This window comes from Martinezella tropici (assembly GCF_003287875.1).
Taxonomy (GTDB): Bacteria; Pseudomonadota; Alphaproteobacteria; order Rhizobiales; family Rhizobiaceae; genus Rhizobium; species Rhizobium tropici_C.
Genome location: NZ_QMKK01000042.1, coordinates 126,802 through 144,570, shown reverse-complemented (window position 1 = coordinate 144,570; position 17,769 = coordinate 126,802). Strand labels below are relative to the sequence as shown.

Sequence of the window (17,769 nt, the reverse complement as noted above, 5' to 3'; positions counted from 1 at the left end):
CGAACCGAATGGGTAGATCGATATGACCATCTTGAATACACCGAAGACAAGCGGCTTCCGGCCACCCGCTGTTCATGAAGTCGATGTGCGTGGCTTCTGGGGTGACCGTATCGAGGCGGTTGCCGATAAGACCGTAATGATCCTGTACGAACGCTGCGTCGCTGCCGGAATGTTCGACCAGATCGATCCCGACCGTCCGGTGCCGGAACTTCGGCTGCCGTTCCACACCCGTCCGGACGGCTCGCCCGACACTGCCAACGTTCAGATGTTCTGGGACTCGGACGTCGCCAAAGTGATCGAAGCGGCAGCCTATGTCCTCCATCGCAAGCGCAATCCGGAACTTGAAGAGAAGATGGATTCCATCATCGACATGTTCTACAACTTGCAGCAGCCGGATGGCTATCTGAACTCATGGTTCATCCGCATGCAGCCAGGCCAGCGCTGGACCAATCTACGCGATTGTCACGAACTTTATTGCGCGGGCCATCTGATGGAGGCTGCGGTCGCTTATTTCTACGCGACCGGCAAGCGCCGGCTGCTTGACGTCATGTGCCGCTACGCCGATCATATCGATCGGATGTTCGGTCCGCGGCCGGGACAGAGGCCCGGCTACTGCGGCCATGAGGAAATCGAGCTTGCGCTGGTACGGCTCGCCCGTGCCACTGGCGAGAAGAAGTACCTCGAACTAGCCCGTTACTTCATCGAACAGCGCGGGCAGCAGCCACATTATTTCGATATCGAAGCCGCCGAACGTGGCGCCGATCCGAAACAATTTCGCCACCGCACCTATGAGTACAATCAGTCGCATCTGCCCGTGCGAGAGCAGACGAAGGTTACCGGACACGCTGTCCGCGCCATGTATCTGTATTCCGGCATGGCTGACGTTGCGACCGAATTCGGCGACGACAGCCTGACCGAAGCGTTGAGGATCCTTTGGGACGATCTGACCACCAAGCAGATGTATGTTACCGGCGGCATCGGACCGGCTGAAAGCAATGAGGGCTTCACTGACTATTACGATCTGCCGAATGAAAGTGCCTATGCGGAGACCTGCGCGTCTGTTGGCCTGATCATGTGGGCTAACCGCATGCTCGGGCGCGGCCCGGACAGGCAGTATGCCGATATCATGGAACAGGCTCTTTACAACGGTGCGCTGTCGGGACTTGCGACCGACGGAGCGACGTTTTTCTACGACAATCCTCTGGAAAGCCGCGGAAACCATCACCGCTGGGTCTGGCACCGTTGCCCATGCTGCCCGCCGAATATTGCCAGAACCGTGGCTTCTATCGGTAGTTATATGTATGGCGTTTCTGTCGATGAGGCGGCCATTCATCTCTATGGGGAAAGCACAGCCCGCCTGCAGCTCGGCGCAGTTCCGGTGACACTGACGCAGCGCACGGAATATCCCTGGGACGGGCGTATCGCCATCACGATCGATGTCGATGCTCCGGCATCCTTCAAGCTGGCATTGCGGATTCCTGGATGGTGCCGGAATGCGTCGTTATCGATCGAAGGGGAAGCGGTCGACATCGCCTCCGTGGAAGACAAGGGCTATCTGCGGATCGACCGGCTATGGAAGGGCGGAGAGACGCTCCACCTTGACCTGCCCATGGATGTGCGCGCGCTGCGCGCCAATCCCGCAGTCAAGGCAGACCTGGGTCGGACGGCTCTTGCCAGAGGTCCGATGATCTACTGTGTCGAGGAAGCCGACAATAAGGCGGACCTCAACAGCCTGGTGCTTGTCGATGATGTCGCGAAGGCAAGGACGGTGTCCATTCATTCGCTGGGTCAGGCCGTCATTGCAATCGACGTACCAGCGAAACGCGAACGATGGAATGACTGGGCCGGCAAGCTTTACAGCACCGACACGCCGTCGCTGGAGGACACGACGGCGCGCTTCGTTCCCTATCACCTTTGGGACAATCGCGATCCCGGGGAAATGCTTGTTTGGGTGAGGACACAGAGATGACGCAGGCGGCTGAAAAGGCGACGATCGAGCTTCGCGGCGTTCGCAAGGCGTTCGGCGCCCTGACTGTGGTCCATGGTCTCGATCTGACAATCGAAGGCGGGGAATTCGTTGTTTTCGTCGGTCCGTCAGGCTGTGGAAAATCCACCTTGCTGCGGATGATCGCCGGCCTCGAGGACGTTACCGCGGGCGATATATTGATCGCTGGGCGCGACGTGACCGAAGTCGATCCATCCAAGCGCGGCATCGCGATGGTCTTTCAATCCTATGCCCTTTATCCGCACATGAGCGTTCGCCAGAATCTCGCCTTCGGACTCGAAATGGCGAAAACGCCCGCCGACGAGATCGAGCGCCAAGTCCAGTCAGCCGCCGAGATCCTGAAGATCGGCGCGCTCCTGGAGCGACGTCCCGGACAGCTTTCCGGAGGCCAACGTCAGCGCGTCGCGATCGGCCGCGCTATCGTGCGTAAGCCTCTCGCGTTCCTGTTTGATGAACCTCTCAGCAACCTTGACGCCGAACTGCGGGTTAGCATGCGTATCGAAATTGCAAGGTTACACCGAGAGCTCGGAAATACGATGATCTATGTGACCCATGACCAGACGGAAGCCATGACGCTTGCCGATCGAATCGTGGTTCTTCGTGATGGCCGCATCGAACAGGTCGGAACGCCGCACGAGATCTATGAGGATCCTAACAACCTCTTCGTGGCGGGCTTTATCGGCTCGCCCAGGATGAACATCATCGATGCGATCTACCTCGGAGACGGTCGCGTCACCGTGGCTGGCACCACAATTTCCCTTGGTCATCCCCTGGCCGGCGTCGCCGGGGGTGAGAAAGTCAAATTTGGCATCCGCCCCGAGCATCTGACACTCGGCCAGATATCGGAAAATTCCCTGAAGGTGAAAGTCGATTTCGCGGAGTATCTTGGCAGCACCCGCTACTTATACTCCATGCTGCCGACTGGCGAGAGCCTGACAATTGAGCAGCGCAGCGGCGCGGACCTTTCATCCGGTGAAGAGGTGTGGCTGAACTTCGATGTCGCGCGGGTGAGGTTGTTCTCATCCGTGGGCAGCAGGCTGCGTGCGGCGACCCGGGAAATGGTTGCGACACAATGACGATCGGGGCTAACCTTTCGTCAGGGGAGCGACCACTCATCGCGCTTGCGATCGGCGACCCCGCGGGTATAAGTCCGGAATTGACCGCCAAGCTCATCCACTCGCCGGCGGTCGCAGCTGTGGCCCGTTTGGTGGTCGTCGGCGACCAACGTGTGCTTGCGCTCGGCGCGCGCCAAGCGAGACTTGCCCTCAATATCGATACAGTCGAGGACGATGACATTGGTCCTGCGAACAGATCCGTCATGATTGATCTGCAAAATCTCGATCCGGCCCATGTACTGGCTGGGGAGGCGACCCAGTCGGGGGGACGTTTTGCAATCGACAATTTCGTCCATGCCCTGAAGCTTGCAGAAGCCGGCAAGGTGGATGCGGTCTGCTACACACCCTTTAACAAGAAAGCGATGCGGCTTGCCCATCCGGGCTATGACGACGAGAGCAGCTTCATTGCCGAAATTCTGAATTTGACAAGCCGGGTCAAGGAATTCAACGTCCTCGATCAGATCTGGAACGCCCGGGTCACGTCGCACATTCCGCTGAAGGATGTGTCGGCAAACCTGTCGCAACAGGCTATCCTGGATGAAATCGCTTTGACGTCGGAATGCCTGAGAAGGTCGGGCGTCGAGAGCCCGCGGCTGCTTGTTGCGGGTCTAAATCCGCATGCCGGTGACGGAGGCAGCTTCGGCATGGAAGAAATCGAGATCATCGGTCCGGCCGTCCAAGCAGCCGCGATTGCCGGCTTCGATGTTGCCGGCCCCTTTCCCGCAGACACGGTCTTCCTGACCGCGCTCAAGGGCGGCTACCACGCGGTGCTTACCATGTATCACGACCAGGGACAGATCGCGATGAAGCTGATGGGCTTCGATCGCGGCGTCACCATGCTCGGCGGGTTGCTCTTTCCCGTCTGCACGCCCGCCCATGGCACGGCATATGACATTGTCGGACAAGGCGCTGCCAATCCGCGCGCCAGCGAAGAGGCGTTGTTGCTTGCCGCACGCATGGCGATATCGTCACAAAGGAAGAGGATTGATGCATCATGAGGAATGTCATCATCAAGATTCCCGTATCCTGTCGCTCCTCGAGCCCGGCTCCTGTGTTGAAAGTCCCTCGATCTCGACAGTCTGTTGCTGTCGCTGCAGAAAATTAACGGATCAATTCATTGATGCCCACAGGCCATCATCCTCGAGTGCGAATAATCGTCTTCGCTGTTCGTCGCTCCAGGTTAGATAAATTTCAGGAAAGGTTGTTGGTTCGAACCATTTCAAGAGCTTGGATTCTTTCCGCTCGTTAAAATGCTGGTCGCCTGGCGGTGTGATGGAGATATGCAGCGACATCCGTCTCGACTTCCGATTTTTCCGGATTGCGAATGTTGGCCGAGGCATGTGGAGCGAGGTTCGTTTCAGGCATTGTCCTGTATGATCATGACAAGGTGACCCCCTTCGGGGAACGCCTATCCGCCGTGCCAATTTCGGCATTGTGGCGTTAGCGCGTGGGAATTTCTCTTCAGTCTCCAGACATGAATATTCTTGAAGCGTCGACCGTTTCGATAAAAATGAATTTCCGGTTCGATTCCCAATCAACTGCGGTAAACAACGTAATTGTGCTTCGTCGTGTTCCCGAGCGAAATCCGCTGCTATGGAGACGGCAACTCGAAGGAATAGCCGCCGCGGATCTATTACGAAGCCTTGGAGGCTACTTCGGCCTGCCATAAGGCATTGATCGCATCGGGCGACGGCAAATCAATCACGGCCGTCAAGCCCCCGGGAGCGGCATTTCCCAACGTCAAAGTGTCATTCCGTCTCGAAAAGCTCGCGATAGCGATTGGGCTGCGAGCGAAGATACTGCTTTGGCACACGAACTTTACCCCCTAGCTCCGCAGCAGCATGCCATGGCCAGTTCGGATCGAACAAAATGGTTCTCGCCAGCGCCACCATGTCGGCATCACCAGTGCCGACGATTGCTTCGGCCTGATCGTAGCCGGTTATCAAGCCGACCGCGACGACGGGGATGCCAATGGCCTTCCGTACCTCGCGTGCCAACGGGACCTGGTAGCTAGGCCCTACCGCGATCTTCTGCGCGGGATGGAGGCCTCCACTGGACACATGTATCGCCCCAGCGCCGTGCTTTTCGAGTTCTTGTGCGAACACGAGTGACTCTTCAAGCGTCAGGCCTCCCTGAACCCAATCCGTCGCAGAGATGCGCACTGAAACCGGCTTCTGATTGAATGCCGCCCTGACCGTATCGAAAACTTCTAAGGGAAAGCGCATGCGGTTCTCGACGCTCCCGCCGTATTCGTCAGTGCGTTGATTGGCTAACGGTGACAAAAACTGATGAAGCAGATAGCCATGTGCGGCATGAAGTTGCACGATGTCGATGCCGAGTTTGTCGGCTCGCGCCGCGGCAGTTCCAAATGCATCGCGAACGCGTTTCAGTCGCTCTTTATCCAAAGCGACGGGTGGCAGCTGGTCAGCGTTGTAGGATATCGCCGATGGGCCATATGTTTGCCAGCCGAGTCCGTCAGTTGGCGCAAACTGGCTGCCACCTTTCCAGGGTACCTCGGTCGACGCCTTCCTGCCGGCGTGACTGAGCTGAATTGCGATAGGCATGTCCGACCATCGCCGGATGCTTTCGAGGGTTAAACTCATAGCCGCGTAATTCTGATCGTTGTAGAGGCCGAGATCTCCATAGGTAATCCTGCCCTCCGGGAGAACGGCAGTCGCTTCGATCGTCAAGAGCGCCGCGCCAGACAGGGAAAGCTTGCCCAGATGTATCAGGTGCCATTCGTTCATGTTCCCTTCTTCGGCGGAGTACTGACACATTGGCGCAATGACAATCCGATTGGCCAGTATGAGGCCCTTTATCTTTATCGGCGTGAAAAGCTTTGGTTTGGACATTGTTGCTGCTCCCAACACGGCTTCCTCTTGCCGTACGTTTGCCCCTACGCACCGAAGTACCGCGATGTGTAATGGTCTAAGCGGTTGCCAGACGTGGGCGGTGAGTCAACGTCACGGTGAAGACGACGAGACCGGCGAGCGTGAGGCAAAAACCCGCCCAAGCAGCGGAGAGAATGCCGAAGCCGCTCGCAATCGCGAGGCCGCCCGACCATGCCCCGATCGCATTGGACAGGTTAAGTGCCGCCAAATTCATCGCGCCGACAAGGGTGGGCGCTTCGGGAGCGAATTTAGTCAGTCTGACCTGGATAGTCGGTATCGCGGTGAACATCGTTGCGCCGACCAGGAAAAAGCCGGCGAATAGGATGGGAAGCTTGAACCCGAACGTGGCCAGTGCTGCGAGTACGACGACCGCTACGCCGAATCCGAGCAGTAGACCACGTGCGGGATACGCGTCGGCGAGACGACCGCCGAGAAAGTTGCCTGCAGTCATTCCGATTCCAAAAACTGCAAGTGCGATCGGGATCCATCCTGCTTCCAGCATGGCGACATCCGTGATCAACGGTCCTACGAAAGTGTAGATCGCAAATATGCTCGCCACGCCGAGAGCGGCGACAAACATGGTCATCCATACTGTTCCCTTACGCAGAGCGCTAAGCTCCTGTATGACCGAGCTGCCGTTGAGAGCGGCAGTTTTCGGCACGAACGCCATGAGGGCCAGGAACGATAGCACGCCGAGGCCCGACACTGTAAAGTAGGTGTTTCGCCAGCCGACCGTCTGGCCGAGGAGCGTCGCGAGCGGCGAGCCGACGATGGTCGCTATGGTCAGTCCCATCATCACCAGAGCAAAAGCCTTGCCGGTATGGCCAGGGCCGTAGACGTAGGTGGCTACAACGGCTCCCGCCCCGAAATAAGCACCTTGCGGCATGCCGCTGATGAATCGAGCGAGTGCGAACATCTCCAAGTTGGCCGCCAATCCGGACAGGACATTCCCCAATACGAACTGCGCCATAAGCATGAGAAGCAGGGTGCGACGGTTCAATCGTGCAGCCGCCAGCGTGACAAGCGGAGCGCCGATGACCACTCCGAATGCGTAGGCAGTCACGGCGTTCGTCGCAGTAGGAATGCTTATCCCAAGGCTTTCGGAAAACAGTTGGAGGATACCCATGCTGGCGAATTCGGAGGTGCCAATGCAGAAACTGCCCAAAGCCAGCGACAGCAGTGTCAGGCGGCACCGCCCGCGTTCCACGGGATCGGAGGAATGAACGTTAACCGCGGCGCATTGAGCGTGATAGGCTTTGTCGAGCATCGGTCGCATCCTTAATGGAGTGGAAAAATGTTTCGGACCCGTATCTGTCGATGGATGCGTCATCTTCACGCCGTATCTCGATCGAGAGTAATTAAGCGTTGTAAAAAGCAGTGAATCTCACGCTCATACGTCAATCACGTCGACGGCTATCACGGTATAAACGGATCGATCCGCGAGTTCGCTGATCTTGCCCACGTAGTTTTGAAAATGAGGAGTTTCACGGTGAGAGGAGTTAGCCTCCGCGTCGACGTACATCTCGTCCAGGATGAAACGCCTCGGCTCCGCGGTGTCTCGCCAAAGATCGTAGCGCAAGTTACCTTTCTCTACCCGCGAAGGTGCAGCCATGCCTCTTAGCAAGTCTTCCAATTCTAACTCTTTTCCCGGTTTTGCCGTGAGAACCGCGTAAACCTTAACCTTTGTCATATCGTGTCCTCTGATCTAACAGCCTACCGATCACGAACGGGACGATCACCGACAGACAAATTATCAGGTTGCCTTGGAAGACGTGCGTAAAACACGGTAAAAGAGCGTTAAACAGGCGAAATCGTGTCCACGCAGGGAAAGTTACCTTCCGACCGACGGCATTTAGTTCTCACGGCGGTAGCGGCTACTATTATTTACCTGTTTTTACCCCCCGCCTTTCTCACATCCTGTAGACTGCCGACACCGGACAAGTGTGCAGGGCCTCGATCGCCAAGCGATTGCGGTCACACAAGGGGGCGTGTCGTGAACGGCGTTTTCAAATTCGGCCCTTTCAGCCTTAATCCGATCTCGCGGATACTCGAGCGGGACGGGTGTGAGCTGCCCATCGGCAGCCGTGCTTTCGATATGTTGGTCGCGCTCGTCAACAAACAAGGTGAGATCCTTTCGAGACGCGAACTGATGGCTCGTGCTTGGGCCGGTCTGAGCGTTGAAGACTCCAATGTACGTGTCCAGATGGCCCACCTTCGCCGTAAGTTAGGTTGCGGCGTCAACGGCGACCGATATATTGCCAGCATCGCGGGCAGGGGCTACAGCTTCGTGATGCCTGTCGAAATGCAACAGGACGTATCCTCTGCGCATTCCGACGATATTTCCGATGAAGCAGCTTTCGGCGATTCCGCCGTTATCCGACCCGAGATCAAGGTTCCGATCGCGTTTCGCTCGGACAAGTTCTTGGGTCGTGCTTCCAATCTTGAAGAGCTGGAGCGTGCAGTCCAGGAGCGCCGATTAATCACGGTAGTTGGACCTGGTGGGGTCGGTAAAACCACCCTTGCCACAGTCTTGGCACGCAGCCTCCCGAACTTCGATGAGATCAGGTTCGTGGATCTCAGTGTTATCACGGACGATGCTCTAGTCGCGGCCGCTATCGCATCATCGGTCAATCCAAGTGTGCGAAGCAGAGATCCGCTTCGTGACGCGGTTACATGGCTTTCTAAAAGGCGAAGCCTTTTGATCGTCGACAACTGTGAGCATGTCATCAACGGGGTTGCCGATGCGGTTTCGTTCGTTCTCAAACATTCACTTTCGACGCATGTGCTTGCGACGAGCATCGAGGCACTGCGGGTCACGGGGGAGGCGGTGTATCTATTGCGGCCCCTGGGAACTCCTCCCAATACGGGACGGATGACCGCGAACCACGCTCTGGCGTGGCCATCGGTTGAGCTTTTCATGAGCCGGGCCGTAGACGGTGGCCATAAAGCGGCTCTCGCTGACGAGGAGGCAGCCATCGTCGCTGCAATCTGCCGGCGGTTGGACGGCAATCCCCTCGCGATAGAACTGGTGGCCAGCCGCGTTGGTATTTATGGATTGGACGGAGTATTGGAGCTGTTGGATAATCAATTGACGCTCCGTTGGCGTGGCGACAGGGACGCGACACCTCGGCACCAAACCGTTCAATCACTGCTCGACTGGAGCTATGTTCTGCTGTCGAAGCAAACGCAAACCGTTTTGAACAGGCTATCTGTGTTCGCCGGCGAATTCACGATAGATGCGACGACGGATGTCGTTGCTGGATCCGGAATAAGTGATGCGGACGTTTCAGTGGCGATAAGTGAGCTGGTCGACAAATCCATGGTGTCGTCGGCGGGAGTGGATCAGACAACCAGCGCGCTGAAACTCCGGGAGATGGTCAGAACATACGCGGCCTTCAAGCTGGCGCACGAACCCAAGCGGCACGAAACCCAGCGAAGGCATGCCCTTTTTTACCTAAGAAGAATGCGGGCTCGCGAGAGCGGATCGGATAAAAACACGTCGCTTCACGACTTCGACATTGGAAATGTACGCGCTGCGCTCGAGTGGGCCTTCTCCGAAGGCGGAGACGCCGAGATCGGAGCAGAGACATGCTGTCTCCTGCTCGAAACCTTCCAGGATTCGATGCAGTTCGATGAGTGTAGAAGATGGTGCCAACGCGCGTTAGAGCTTTTGCCGCCCAAACATCAAAACACGGAGCTGCACCTTAAGCTTCTGGAGAGCCTTGCGATCGCAACGCTCTTTGGGCATGGCGGCGATACGGGGGTTGCAAGCTTATTCGATGTCGGACTGGAGCTCAGTCGTCGTCTCAAAAACTATCGTATAGAAGCTCATCTGCTGGCGGGATTGGGGTTGTACCATCTGAAGCAGGGCGATTTCCGTTCTGGCTTCAACGTTGCAGAAGCTTACGCTCACAAGCTTGATCGTCACGGTGGTTCGAACGACAATATTGTGGCGGGCTGGATGCTGGGAACAGTGTACCATATGCTCGGAGAGCAATTGGAGGCTGCAGCCACTTACAATTATAGCCTCGCGCGAACCACCGGATTTTCTCCGTCGAGATTGGGGTACTTCGAGCAGGCCCATCTTGCGCTAGCGAAGATCGCCCAAGCGCGCGTGACCTGGCTCCGAGGCTCCCCGGAAACAGCGTTGCAGATGGCCGAAAGTGCTATCGGGGAGGCAAGAAGCCAACCGGCCGCCTTATGTTTGAGCCTGCTTATGGGCATATTCATTTTCCTGTACAGCGGCGAGCTAGATCGAGCAGATATCCTGACCGATGAACTGGCTGAACTGACGGCAACAAATGGCAATCTGTCCGGATACCATGACGCTGGCATGGCGGTGCGCGGCCAACTTCTTGTCCTTCGTGGCGAAGCGGAGCAGAGTATTGATCTGTTGCGAGGGAAGCTGCGATCCGTGAGTTCGATTGGCTTTCAGAGTATGATATTCGGGTCCCTTCGTGCCCTTGCAGAGGGACTTTCCATCGCCGGCGAGCATACCGAAGCGATTTCGGCCATCGATACTGCATTGGGTCTATGCGAACGCGCTGGGGGAACCTACCTCCTGCCGGAGCTTTTACGAACGAAGGCTATGATCCTTCTTTCGTCGCCACACTCGAACTTCAATGCGGTACATCGCCTTTTAAACGATGGTACGGCAATTGCGCGAAGAACCTCGGCGCTGGGGTGGGAGCTTCGACTGCATCTTGCCCGGATAAACGCCGACAGGTCGATGGGTCTCAAAACGACCGAAGAAGGTTTCAGCAACCTTGCGGAAGTCGTGCGGAGTTTTCAGGACGGTTTCGAGACCGCCGACCTACGAGCGGCCAACTCGCTGCTGCGACAGCGGGTAGATATGGCGCTCGTAAGCTGAACATGATTTCCCACGAAATAACCAGCCTTAACTCGCCGAAGCCCGAAGCAGCCGCTAGCCTTACGCCAAGGGCCATCGCTGCCGCCGATCACCTGCCTCGGCTTTGGTGCCGATGCGAAAGAAACTCTCGAAGCAGGATAGAACCATGATCGAGATCGTTCAAGCTTATGACAGGAAGCACCTTGCAGATGTTCAGAGCGACGACGCAGCCGCCCTGGAGAAGAAGCTCTCCAGCGCATTCAAACTTTTCAAGGATCGTAGCAGCTGGCTGAAGCCGCATCAGCGTTTGGATATCTTGCATAGGCTTGCGGCGCTGATGCAAGAACGGAGGGAAAAATTCGGTCGTCTGATCGCGCAGGAAGGAGGCAAGCCTCTAACCGACGCGCTGATCGAAACCGGCAGAGCAATCGATGGCGTGCGAGCAGCTGCGGACTATCTCCGCACCAGGGGTGGGCGGGAAATCCCCATGGGGTTGACTGCGGCTAGCGACAATCGGCGTGCCTGGACGCTCGTCGAGCCGATCGGTGTCGTTGCCGCCATCTCGGCGTTCAACCACCCTTTGAATCTTGTAGTCCACCAGATAGCCCCGGCAATTGCAACTGGCTGCCCAATCATTATCAAGCCGGCCACCGCAACGTCACTCAATTGCATCGAGTTCGTGAAGCTCGTTCACGAAACTGGAATGCCTCACGAATGGGTGCAGACATTTTTGCCGGAAGAAAACGGGCTGGCGCAGGTGTTCGCAACAGACTCGCGCATCGCCTTTCTTAGCTTCATCGGATCGGCGGCAGTTGGATGGAGCCTCCGGTCCAAACTCGCGGCCGGCGCCCGCTGTGCACTGGAGCATGGTGGCGTAGCGCCAGTTATCATCGATCGTTCGGCCGACATCGAGAAACTGATAGAGCCGCTGGCGAAGGGCGGCTATTATCACGCAGGCCAAGTCTGCGTGTCTGTTCAGCGGATCTATGCCCACCGATCGATCATGAATGAGTTCACAAAGCTCTTTCGGGAGCGGGTCGATCGGCTTATCGTTGGGGATCCGCTCTTGCCGGAGACGGAGGTCGGCCCGCTGATTAAACCAAGAGAGGTTGACCGCGTGGCGACCTGGATCGCGGAAGCCGTGACAGGCGGCGCCCAGAAATTCGGGGGCGAGCAACTGTCGCCGACGACCCTGAAGCCCTGCATCCTGGTTGAGCCACCCAAGACCGCGAAGGTCTCGACGCACGAGGTTTTTGGCCCGCTCACATGCGTTTACGGTTTTGACAGCCTCGACGATGCAATTACGGAGGCGAACTCTCTACCGGTTGCGTTCCAATCGAGCATTTTTACCCAAAACCTCTCGACGGCTCTGGACGCGGCCGAACGCCTCGATGCATCCGCTGTGATGATCAACGATCATACCGCCTTCCGGACGGATTGGATGCCCTTCGCGGGCCGGCGCGAGTCAGGCTACGGTATTGGCGGTATTCCGTACACCATGGACGAGATGTCGTCCGAAAAGATGGTCGTCTTCCACACCTGACGGTACGAACGGCGCCACGGCCATCGCTGGATGGCTGCGGCTGGTCGATAAGTCCTGAAAACTAGCTCGCCTTGCTCCGGCGATGACTGGACCAGTGCCGTTGCTGATCTTGCGTCGACAGTGCAAGCTTTCATCCCGGCGTACCGCCGTGGTGGGAAAGACGCCGGCGGACAATTGTCAAAGCGGGGTTTGCCTCCGCTTTTGCACCGTTTGACACGATTTCACTGACTTCAACTTTTGTCTTGGGGAAACACGCGTAAGCTTGACTTGTGTCGAAGCGCGAGAGGGGAAGCCCAATGATGATTTCTGCATCAAGGCGAGCAACGAGTTCCACTCTGAACGATGATCTTCATAAACTGGGCTGCGTTGCAGTCATCGAGGATGATCCGGATACTCGCATGCTGGTAGCGGATCTGATCGAGAATGTGGGGTTTTCGGTCGTGAGGTTCGCAGGAGCCCTCGAGTTTCTCTCATCTCCACTTACGGTCGAACCCAGCTGTATTTTGCTGGACGTAAGGCTGCAGGGGATGAGTGGCCTTGATCTCCAGCAGCGCCTGTCGCATCGAGGCTCGCAGTCCCTGATCGTGTTCATGACCGGTTTCGCGGACGTGAGCATGAGCGTGCGCGCGATGAAGGCCGGCGCATTCGACTTCCTCCAAAAACCGTTCCGGGAGCAGGAAGTCCTCGACGCCGTTTGCGCCGCTGATCTGGCGTATAGGCACCGTGCCGGCATCAATCGTACCAAGGCCGCGATTGACCGGCGTTTTCACTCCTTGACGTCACGAGAGCGCGAGGTCTTGGAGGGCGTTGTCGACGGACTTTTGAACAAGCAGATCGCCGCCATACTTGGAATTTCCGAAATCACCGTGAAAGTGCACCGTGCAAACTTGATGAAAAAGATGCAGGCGAGGACCCTGGTAGATTTGATAAGGGACGTCTCGCTGCACCTGTCGTTCGAACGGTCCCAAACTCTCGCGAACGCGGACGACGGCGGCTTCAACGAACCCCGGGGGTGGACTGCCGATACTCGGAGCGTCGTGATGCCGACCTTTGCCTGAATGCGGGTATTGTTCCGATAGAACGTCGCTAAAACCAGCTGAGCGGATGTCGTTTCGATAACAGTGTGGCTGTACGAGGTCTTCGATACCACGCGTCCGCGCGGTTGGCCCAAGCCAGGACTATACCGCGGTATAAAGCCTCTTAGCCTCGCGTATCTCTACATAAATCAGCATGGAGAATTAACAATCGCAGGCGTTGAGTTGCGCTCAAGAGGAACCGAGTATGTCAATACCAGCCACCATAAACGGCAAGCGCATTGAACTGGATGGTCCTTCGGATATGCCGCTGCTGTGGGCGCTACGCGACCTTCTGGGGATGACGGGAACTAAATTCGGATGTGGTGTGGGGCAATGTGGAGCGTGCACCGTCCACCTCGACGGAAAGCCGGTACGCTCTTGCGTGCTTCCGATCGGCGACATCCAGGGAAACATAACCACGATTGAAGGCGTGGCCGAGACAGAGGCCGGTCGGCGTATCCAGGACGCATGGTTGAGACACGAGGTCGTCCAGTGTGGGTACTGTCAGTCGGGCCAGATTATGGCCGCCGCTGCCCTTTTGTCACGAGACTCGGCACCCGACGATGCGGAAATCGACGCTGCCATGTCCGGCAATATATGCCGGTGCTGCACCTACGTCAGAATACGCGCTGCGATCAAGGATGCCTGACATGCAATCGATCGGCGTACTCGACGCAACATCCCCACTCCTGGCCAGCCGCAGGGAATTTCTGTTCGCAAGTGCAGCGCTTCTTCTGGGCTTTGCCTTCCCGAAGAGGGCCAGCGCGATGGTGGATGAAAAAGGGCTGCTGGCGGCAGGCGCGACTGATGCGGCCGCCTCTGGGTTCGACGGGTTTGTCCCCGACGGCTTTATTCGCATCGGAGGAGACGGCCGCATCGTGCTCGTCGTACCGAGTTCCGAGATGGGACAGGGGATCGCGACAACCGAAGCGATGTTGCTGGCAGAGGAGCTGGAAGTCGGTATGGACCAAATCGAGGTCGCCCTGGCTCCGGCAGATCTTGGAGCATATGGGCAGTCGATTCTCAAGAACCAGATCACGGGTGGATCGACATCGGTGCGTGCTTTTTTTGATCCGCTCAGAAAGGCAGGTGCGGCAGCACGGACTATGCTGGTGAACGCAGCTGCGGAGCAGTGGCAGGTCGCGGCATCGGAATGCCGTGCCTCCCGGGCGACTGTCCTACATCAATCGAGTGGGCGCAGCGCGCCCTATGCATCGCTCGTTGAACTCGCCCGGGCACAGCCTGTCCCCACGGAAATGACGTTGAAGAAGCCGTCCGAATTTAAGTTGATCGGGAAGCCTTTGAGGCGCGTCGACACGCCCGAAAAGGTCAACGGAACGGCTAAGTTCGGGATAGACGTCGCAGTGGCGGGTATGCGCTATGCCGCGATCAAGATCTGTCCCACCATCGGCGGAAAAGTCAAATCGATAAACGATCGCGAAACCCGAGCTTTGCCCGGCGTACTCGATATCCTTGAAATTGAGGACGCGGTAGCGGTTGTCGGAGAGCATTACTGGGCGGCAAAGAAGGGCCTTGACGTTTTAGAGGTCGAATGGGAGCCCGGGCCGCATGCAACATTGTCGTCCGCCGATCTATGGCACGAGCTGCGGACCTGCAAGGCGACGCCAATCGTCGCCAAAGTCCAGGGGAATCCCGACGAAGAGCTTGCCAGTGGAATTCGCATCGAAGCCACATATGAATTGCCCTTTCTCGCACATGCAGCCCTTGAGCCAATCAATACGACCATACATGCGAGAGCGGACGCATGCGATGTTTGGGTCAGCACACAGGTGCCAGTTGATGCTCAGACTGTCACGGCCGAGATCCTCGGCCTTCGGGCCGAGCAAGTAAATATTCACTCCTATCTCATCGGCGGGGGCTTCGGCCGACGTCTGGCTGTAGACACGATCCAGCAAGCGGCGCGGTTCGCAAAGCTGGCAGATTACCCGCTCAAGATAATCTGGACCCGAGAGCAGGATATCCAGCACGACCGGTTCAGACCCGCCTATTGCGATCGCGTAGTCGCAACGCTGGACGAGAAGACGCGCTTTCCCAAAGCGTTCCATCACCGCACAACGGGATCGACGGTCCTCCAATATTTCACGCGAAAAGGTTGGCCTGAAGGTCAACTGGATCCGGATCTGGTCGCGGGTTCCGTCAGCCAGCCTTATCGCATTCCCGCAGCGAAGTGGGAGTGGCTTCGACAGGATAGCCCTGTGGCCGTGAACTGGTGGCGCGGCGTCGGGGAAGGACATAACGTGTTCGTCGTGGAAGGCTTCATCGATGAACTCGCCTCAGCTGCCGGTTTCGATCCAGTGGCATATCGCAGAGCACTTCTAAGCGACAATCCACGCGCCAGGGCCGTCCTGGACAAGGTAGCTCGCGCCTCGAATTGGGGCGAGCCGCTTCCACAAGGTCACGGCCGCGGCGTTTCGCTCCATCAGTGCTTCGGTTCATACATGGGGCTTGTCGTACAGGTTGAGGTCGATGAGTACGGCGAAGTCTATCTTCGCCGGGCGACTGCCGCGGTCGACTGTGGCGTTCCGATTAACCCCGACATCATCGCTGCGCAGATGCAGGGCGGCGTGCTGTTCGGCTTGTCGGCTGCGCTTTTCAACGGCGTTACTTTCAAAGACGGCAAGGTCGAGCAGAGTAACTTCCATGACTACCGGCAAATCCGCCTGAACGAGGTTCCGGCTTTCGAGGTTTTTGTGATGCCGAGCACCGAAGCTCCCGGCGGCATTGGAGAGGTGGGTACGGCTGCCGCTGCACCCGCGCTGACGAATGCGATTTTTGCGGCCACCGGCGTTCGATTGCGTTCGACACCGATCGACAAGTCGAGCTTGGCCAGGAAGGGCAACCGCGACCGGGTCCCCGAGACAATCGCATTGACCAGCCTCGATCGAGCGGGGCGGCCATGAGCGGACTCAAGAAAGTTGTGATTGGGCTTCTATCCATCGCACTCATTGTAGCAGTGGGGGCGGCCGCCTTCTTTTTCTGGCCTCACGGGCTCCCGCAGGTTGCCGCGAGCATTTCGCAGCCCAAGGGGCCGGACCTTATCGCAAGGGGGAAATATCTTACGACCGCCGCCGATTGTGAGGCGTGTCACACCGCGCCAGGAGGCAAGCCATTCGCTGGTGGGCTCGGGTTCGAGCTTCCGTTCGGAATACTCTATTCGCCGAACATCACGCCTGACGATCAGACGGGTATTGGGACATGGACAGATGCCGAATTTGTCCGGGCGGTGCGATCCGGCGTGGGTAAGCATGGCGAGGATCTTTATCCCGCGTTTCCGTACACCTCTTACGCACTGTTGGCGACGGATGATTTACTCGCGATCAAAGCCTACCTCGACACCCTTGCTCCGGTGAATAGCAGTCCTCCAGAGAACGAGCTGCTTTTCCCTTTCAACCAGCGTTACGTGATGCGGGGATGGAAGCTGTTGTTCGTGCCCTCGGCTCCGTTCAAGACAGACGCCGGCAAGAGTGAAGCCTGGAATAACGGCGCTTACCTAGTCGAGGCTTTGGCTCATTGTGGCGAATGCCACACTCCGCGCGGCCTGATGTTTCAAAGGAAGCAGGGGAGTGCGTTGTCGGGCGGCAGTCTCGAGGGGTGGACTGCCTGGAACATCACGCCCGACCTTGAAACGGGCATCGGAAGCTGGTCTGACGAACAGATCAAATCGTATATTTGGAAAGGGTTCGCACATGGCCGCGGGCCTGCCGCAGGAGCTATGCGACAGGCCATAGATCTCAGCCTAAGCCATCTGCCGGAAACGGATATCGATGCAATCGTCACTTACTTGAGATCAGTCGAGCCGCGGAAAAGCAGCTATGCAAGCAGCATCATCACCGCTGGCGCCACGCCGGCATCGGCCTCCGAACCATGGAAGCCGGTCGATGGGCCTGGCGGTTTGGGTCGCAAGATATTCGCCGGAGCATGCGCAAGTTGCCACGGCTGGGACGGAAGTGGACAAAACAGCGCGCGAGCGGCGTTAACAGGCTCACATTCTGTGGCTGACGAGACCGGCGCAAATCTGGTGCAAGTGATCCTGAAAGGCACCTCGGATCCGAACGGCTCGGCGGCGACGGCCATGCCTGGTTTCGCAAGATCTCTGTCGGACGCGGAAATTGCTGCACTCGCCAACTATGTCATCGGGCATTTCGGAGGAAAGAGAGGAAGCGTAACGCCGAACGACGTGGAGAAGGCTCGATGACGGATTCGGCTGATAGTGCGTCCAGATGCCTTGCTCCCGATGGAGGGCCCCGGTCTGCCGCAGAGGATCCATTT

The 17,769-nt window shown here is 57.6% G+C and carries 13 protein-coding genes and 1 pseudogene; 10 read left to right on the top strand and 4 right to left on the bottom strand.

The window, feature by feature from the left end:
• Positions 1-22: 22 nt before the first annotated feature.
• Genes DQ393_RS17035 through DQ393_RS17025 form a run of 3 tightly spaced genes read left to right on the top strand, consistent with a single transcriptional unit; the run spans position 23 to position 4,118 of the window.
• The gene (locus tag DQ393_RS17035; protein WP_112342930.1) at positions 23-1,969 is read left to right on the top strand and encodes a glycoside hydrolase family 127 protein; all 1,947 of its coding nucleotides are present in this window, start codon (positions 23-25) and stop codon (positions 1,967-1,969) included.
• Positions 1,966-3,081 (top strand): ABC transporter ATP-binding protein, encoded by a 1,116-nt coding sequence (locus DQ393_RS17030; RefSeq protein WP_112342929.1) that lies wholly within the window; start codon positions 1,966-1,968, stop codon positions 3,079-3,081. Before DQ393_RS17035 ends, DQ393_RS17030 begins: the two co-directional genes overlap by 4 nt.
• The gene (locus DQ393_RS17025; RefSeq protein ID WP_112342928.1) at positions 3,078-4,118 is read left to right on the top strand and encodes a 4-hydroxythreonine-4-phosphate dehydrogenase PdxA; all 1,041 of its coding nucleotides are present in this window, start codon (positions 3,078-3,080) and stop codon (positions 4,116-4,118) included. The genes DQ393_RS17030 and DQ393_RS17025 overlap by 4 nt, the downstream gene beginning before the upstream one ends.
• 111 nt (positions 4,119-4,229) lie before the next feature.
• Here the strand turns inward: DQ393_RS17025 and DQ393_RS17020 are convergent, their stop codons facing one another.
• Positions 4,230-4,412, bottom strand: a complete 183-nt coding sequence (locus DQ393_RS17020; RefSeq protein ID WP_112342927.1) for a hypothetical protein — start codon at positions 4,410-4,412, stop codon at positions 4,230-4,232.
• Between DQ393_RS17020 and DQ393_RS33870 the strand changes: the two are divergent.
• Positions 4,403-4,564: pseudogene (locus tag DQ393_RS33870) on the top strand (ATP-binding protein); the annotation flags it as partial. The gene DQ393_RS17020 and the pseudogene DQ393_RS33870 overlap by 10 nt on opposite strands.
• A 304-nt stretch (positions 4,565-4,868) precedes the next feature.
• Here DQ393_RS33870 and DQ393_RS17010 read toward each other — a convergent pair.
• The 3 genes from DQ393_RS17010 to DQ393_RS17000 form a co-directional block, all read right to left on the bottom strand.
• Positions 4,869-5,972: an NADH:flavin oxidoreductase/NADH oxidase gene (locus tag DQ393_RS17010; protein ID WP_112342926.1), complete on the bottom strand. Its 1,104-nt coding sequence runs from the start codon at positions 5,970-5,972 to the stop codon at positions 4,869-4,871.
• A gap of 76 nt (positions 5,973-6,048) precedes the next feature.
• Positions 6,049-7,278, bottom strand: a complete 1,230-nt coding sequence (locus DQ393_RS17005) for an MFS transporter (protein WP_112342925.1) — start codon at positions 7,276-7,278, stop codon at positions 6,049-6,051.
• 123 nt (positions 7,279-7,401) lie between these two features.
• Positions 7,402-7,701, bottom strand: coding sequence for a putative quinol monooxygenase (locus tag DQ393_RS17000; RefSeq protein WP_112342924.1), 300 nt, complete (start codon positions 7,699-7,701; stop codon positions 7,402-7,404).
• 303 nt (positions 7,702-8,004) lie between these two features.
• On the opposite strand from DQ393_RS17000, the gene DQ393_RS16995 reads away from it, so the two are divergent.
• The 6 genes from DQ393_RS16995 (at position 8,005) to DQ393_RS16970 (ending at position 17,695) form a co-directional block, all read left to right on the top strand.
• Positions 8,005-10,881 (top strand): winged helix-turn-helix domain-containing protein, encoded by a 2,877-nt coding sequence (locus DQ393_RS16995; protein ID WP_112342923.1) that lies wholly within the window; start codon positions 8,005-8,007, stop codon positions 10,879-10,881.
• Positions 10,882-11,026: 145 nt separating this feature from the next.
• Entirely contained in the window at positions 11,027-12,403 is a 1,377-nt protein-coding gene (locus tag DQ393_RS16990) for an aldehyde dehydrogenase family protein (RefSeq protein WP_112342922.1), read from the top strand.
• 296 nt (positions 12,404-12,699) lie between these two features.
• Complete coding sequence (locus tag DQ393_RS16985; protein WP_245430382.1) at positions 12,700-13,461, top strand: response regulator transcription factor; 762 nt, start codon at positions 12,700-12,702, stop codon at positions 13,459-13,461.
• Positions 13,462-13,684: 223 nt separating this feature from the next.
• Complete coding sequence (locus DQ393_RS16980) at positions 13,685-14,128, top strand: (2Fe-2S)-binding protein (RefSeq protein ID WP_112342921.1); 444 nt, start codon at positions 13,685-13,687, stop codon at positions 14,126-14,128.
• A gap of 1 nt (position 14,129) precedes the next feature.
• A complete protein-coding gene (locus DQ393_RS16975) occupies positions 14,130-16,400 on the top strand; it encodes a xanthine dehydrogenase family protein molybdopterin-binding subunit (RefSeq protein ID WP_112342920.1) in 2,271 nt (756 codons plus the stop codon).
• On the top strand, positions 16,397-17,695 hold the full coding sequence (locus DQ393_RS16970; RefSeq protein ID WP_112342919.1) for a c-type cytochrome: 1,299 nt from the start codon (positions 16,397-16,399) through the stop codon (positions 17,693-17,695). The genes DQ393_RS16975 and DQ393_RS16970 overlap by 4 nt, the downstream gene beginning before the upstream one ends.
• Positions 17,696-17,769: the final 74 nt, after the last annotated feature.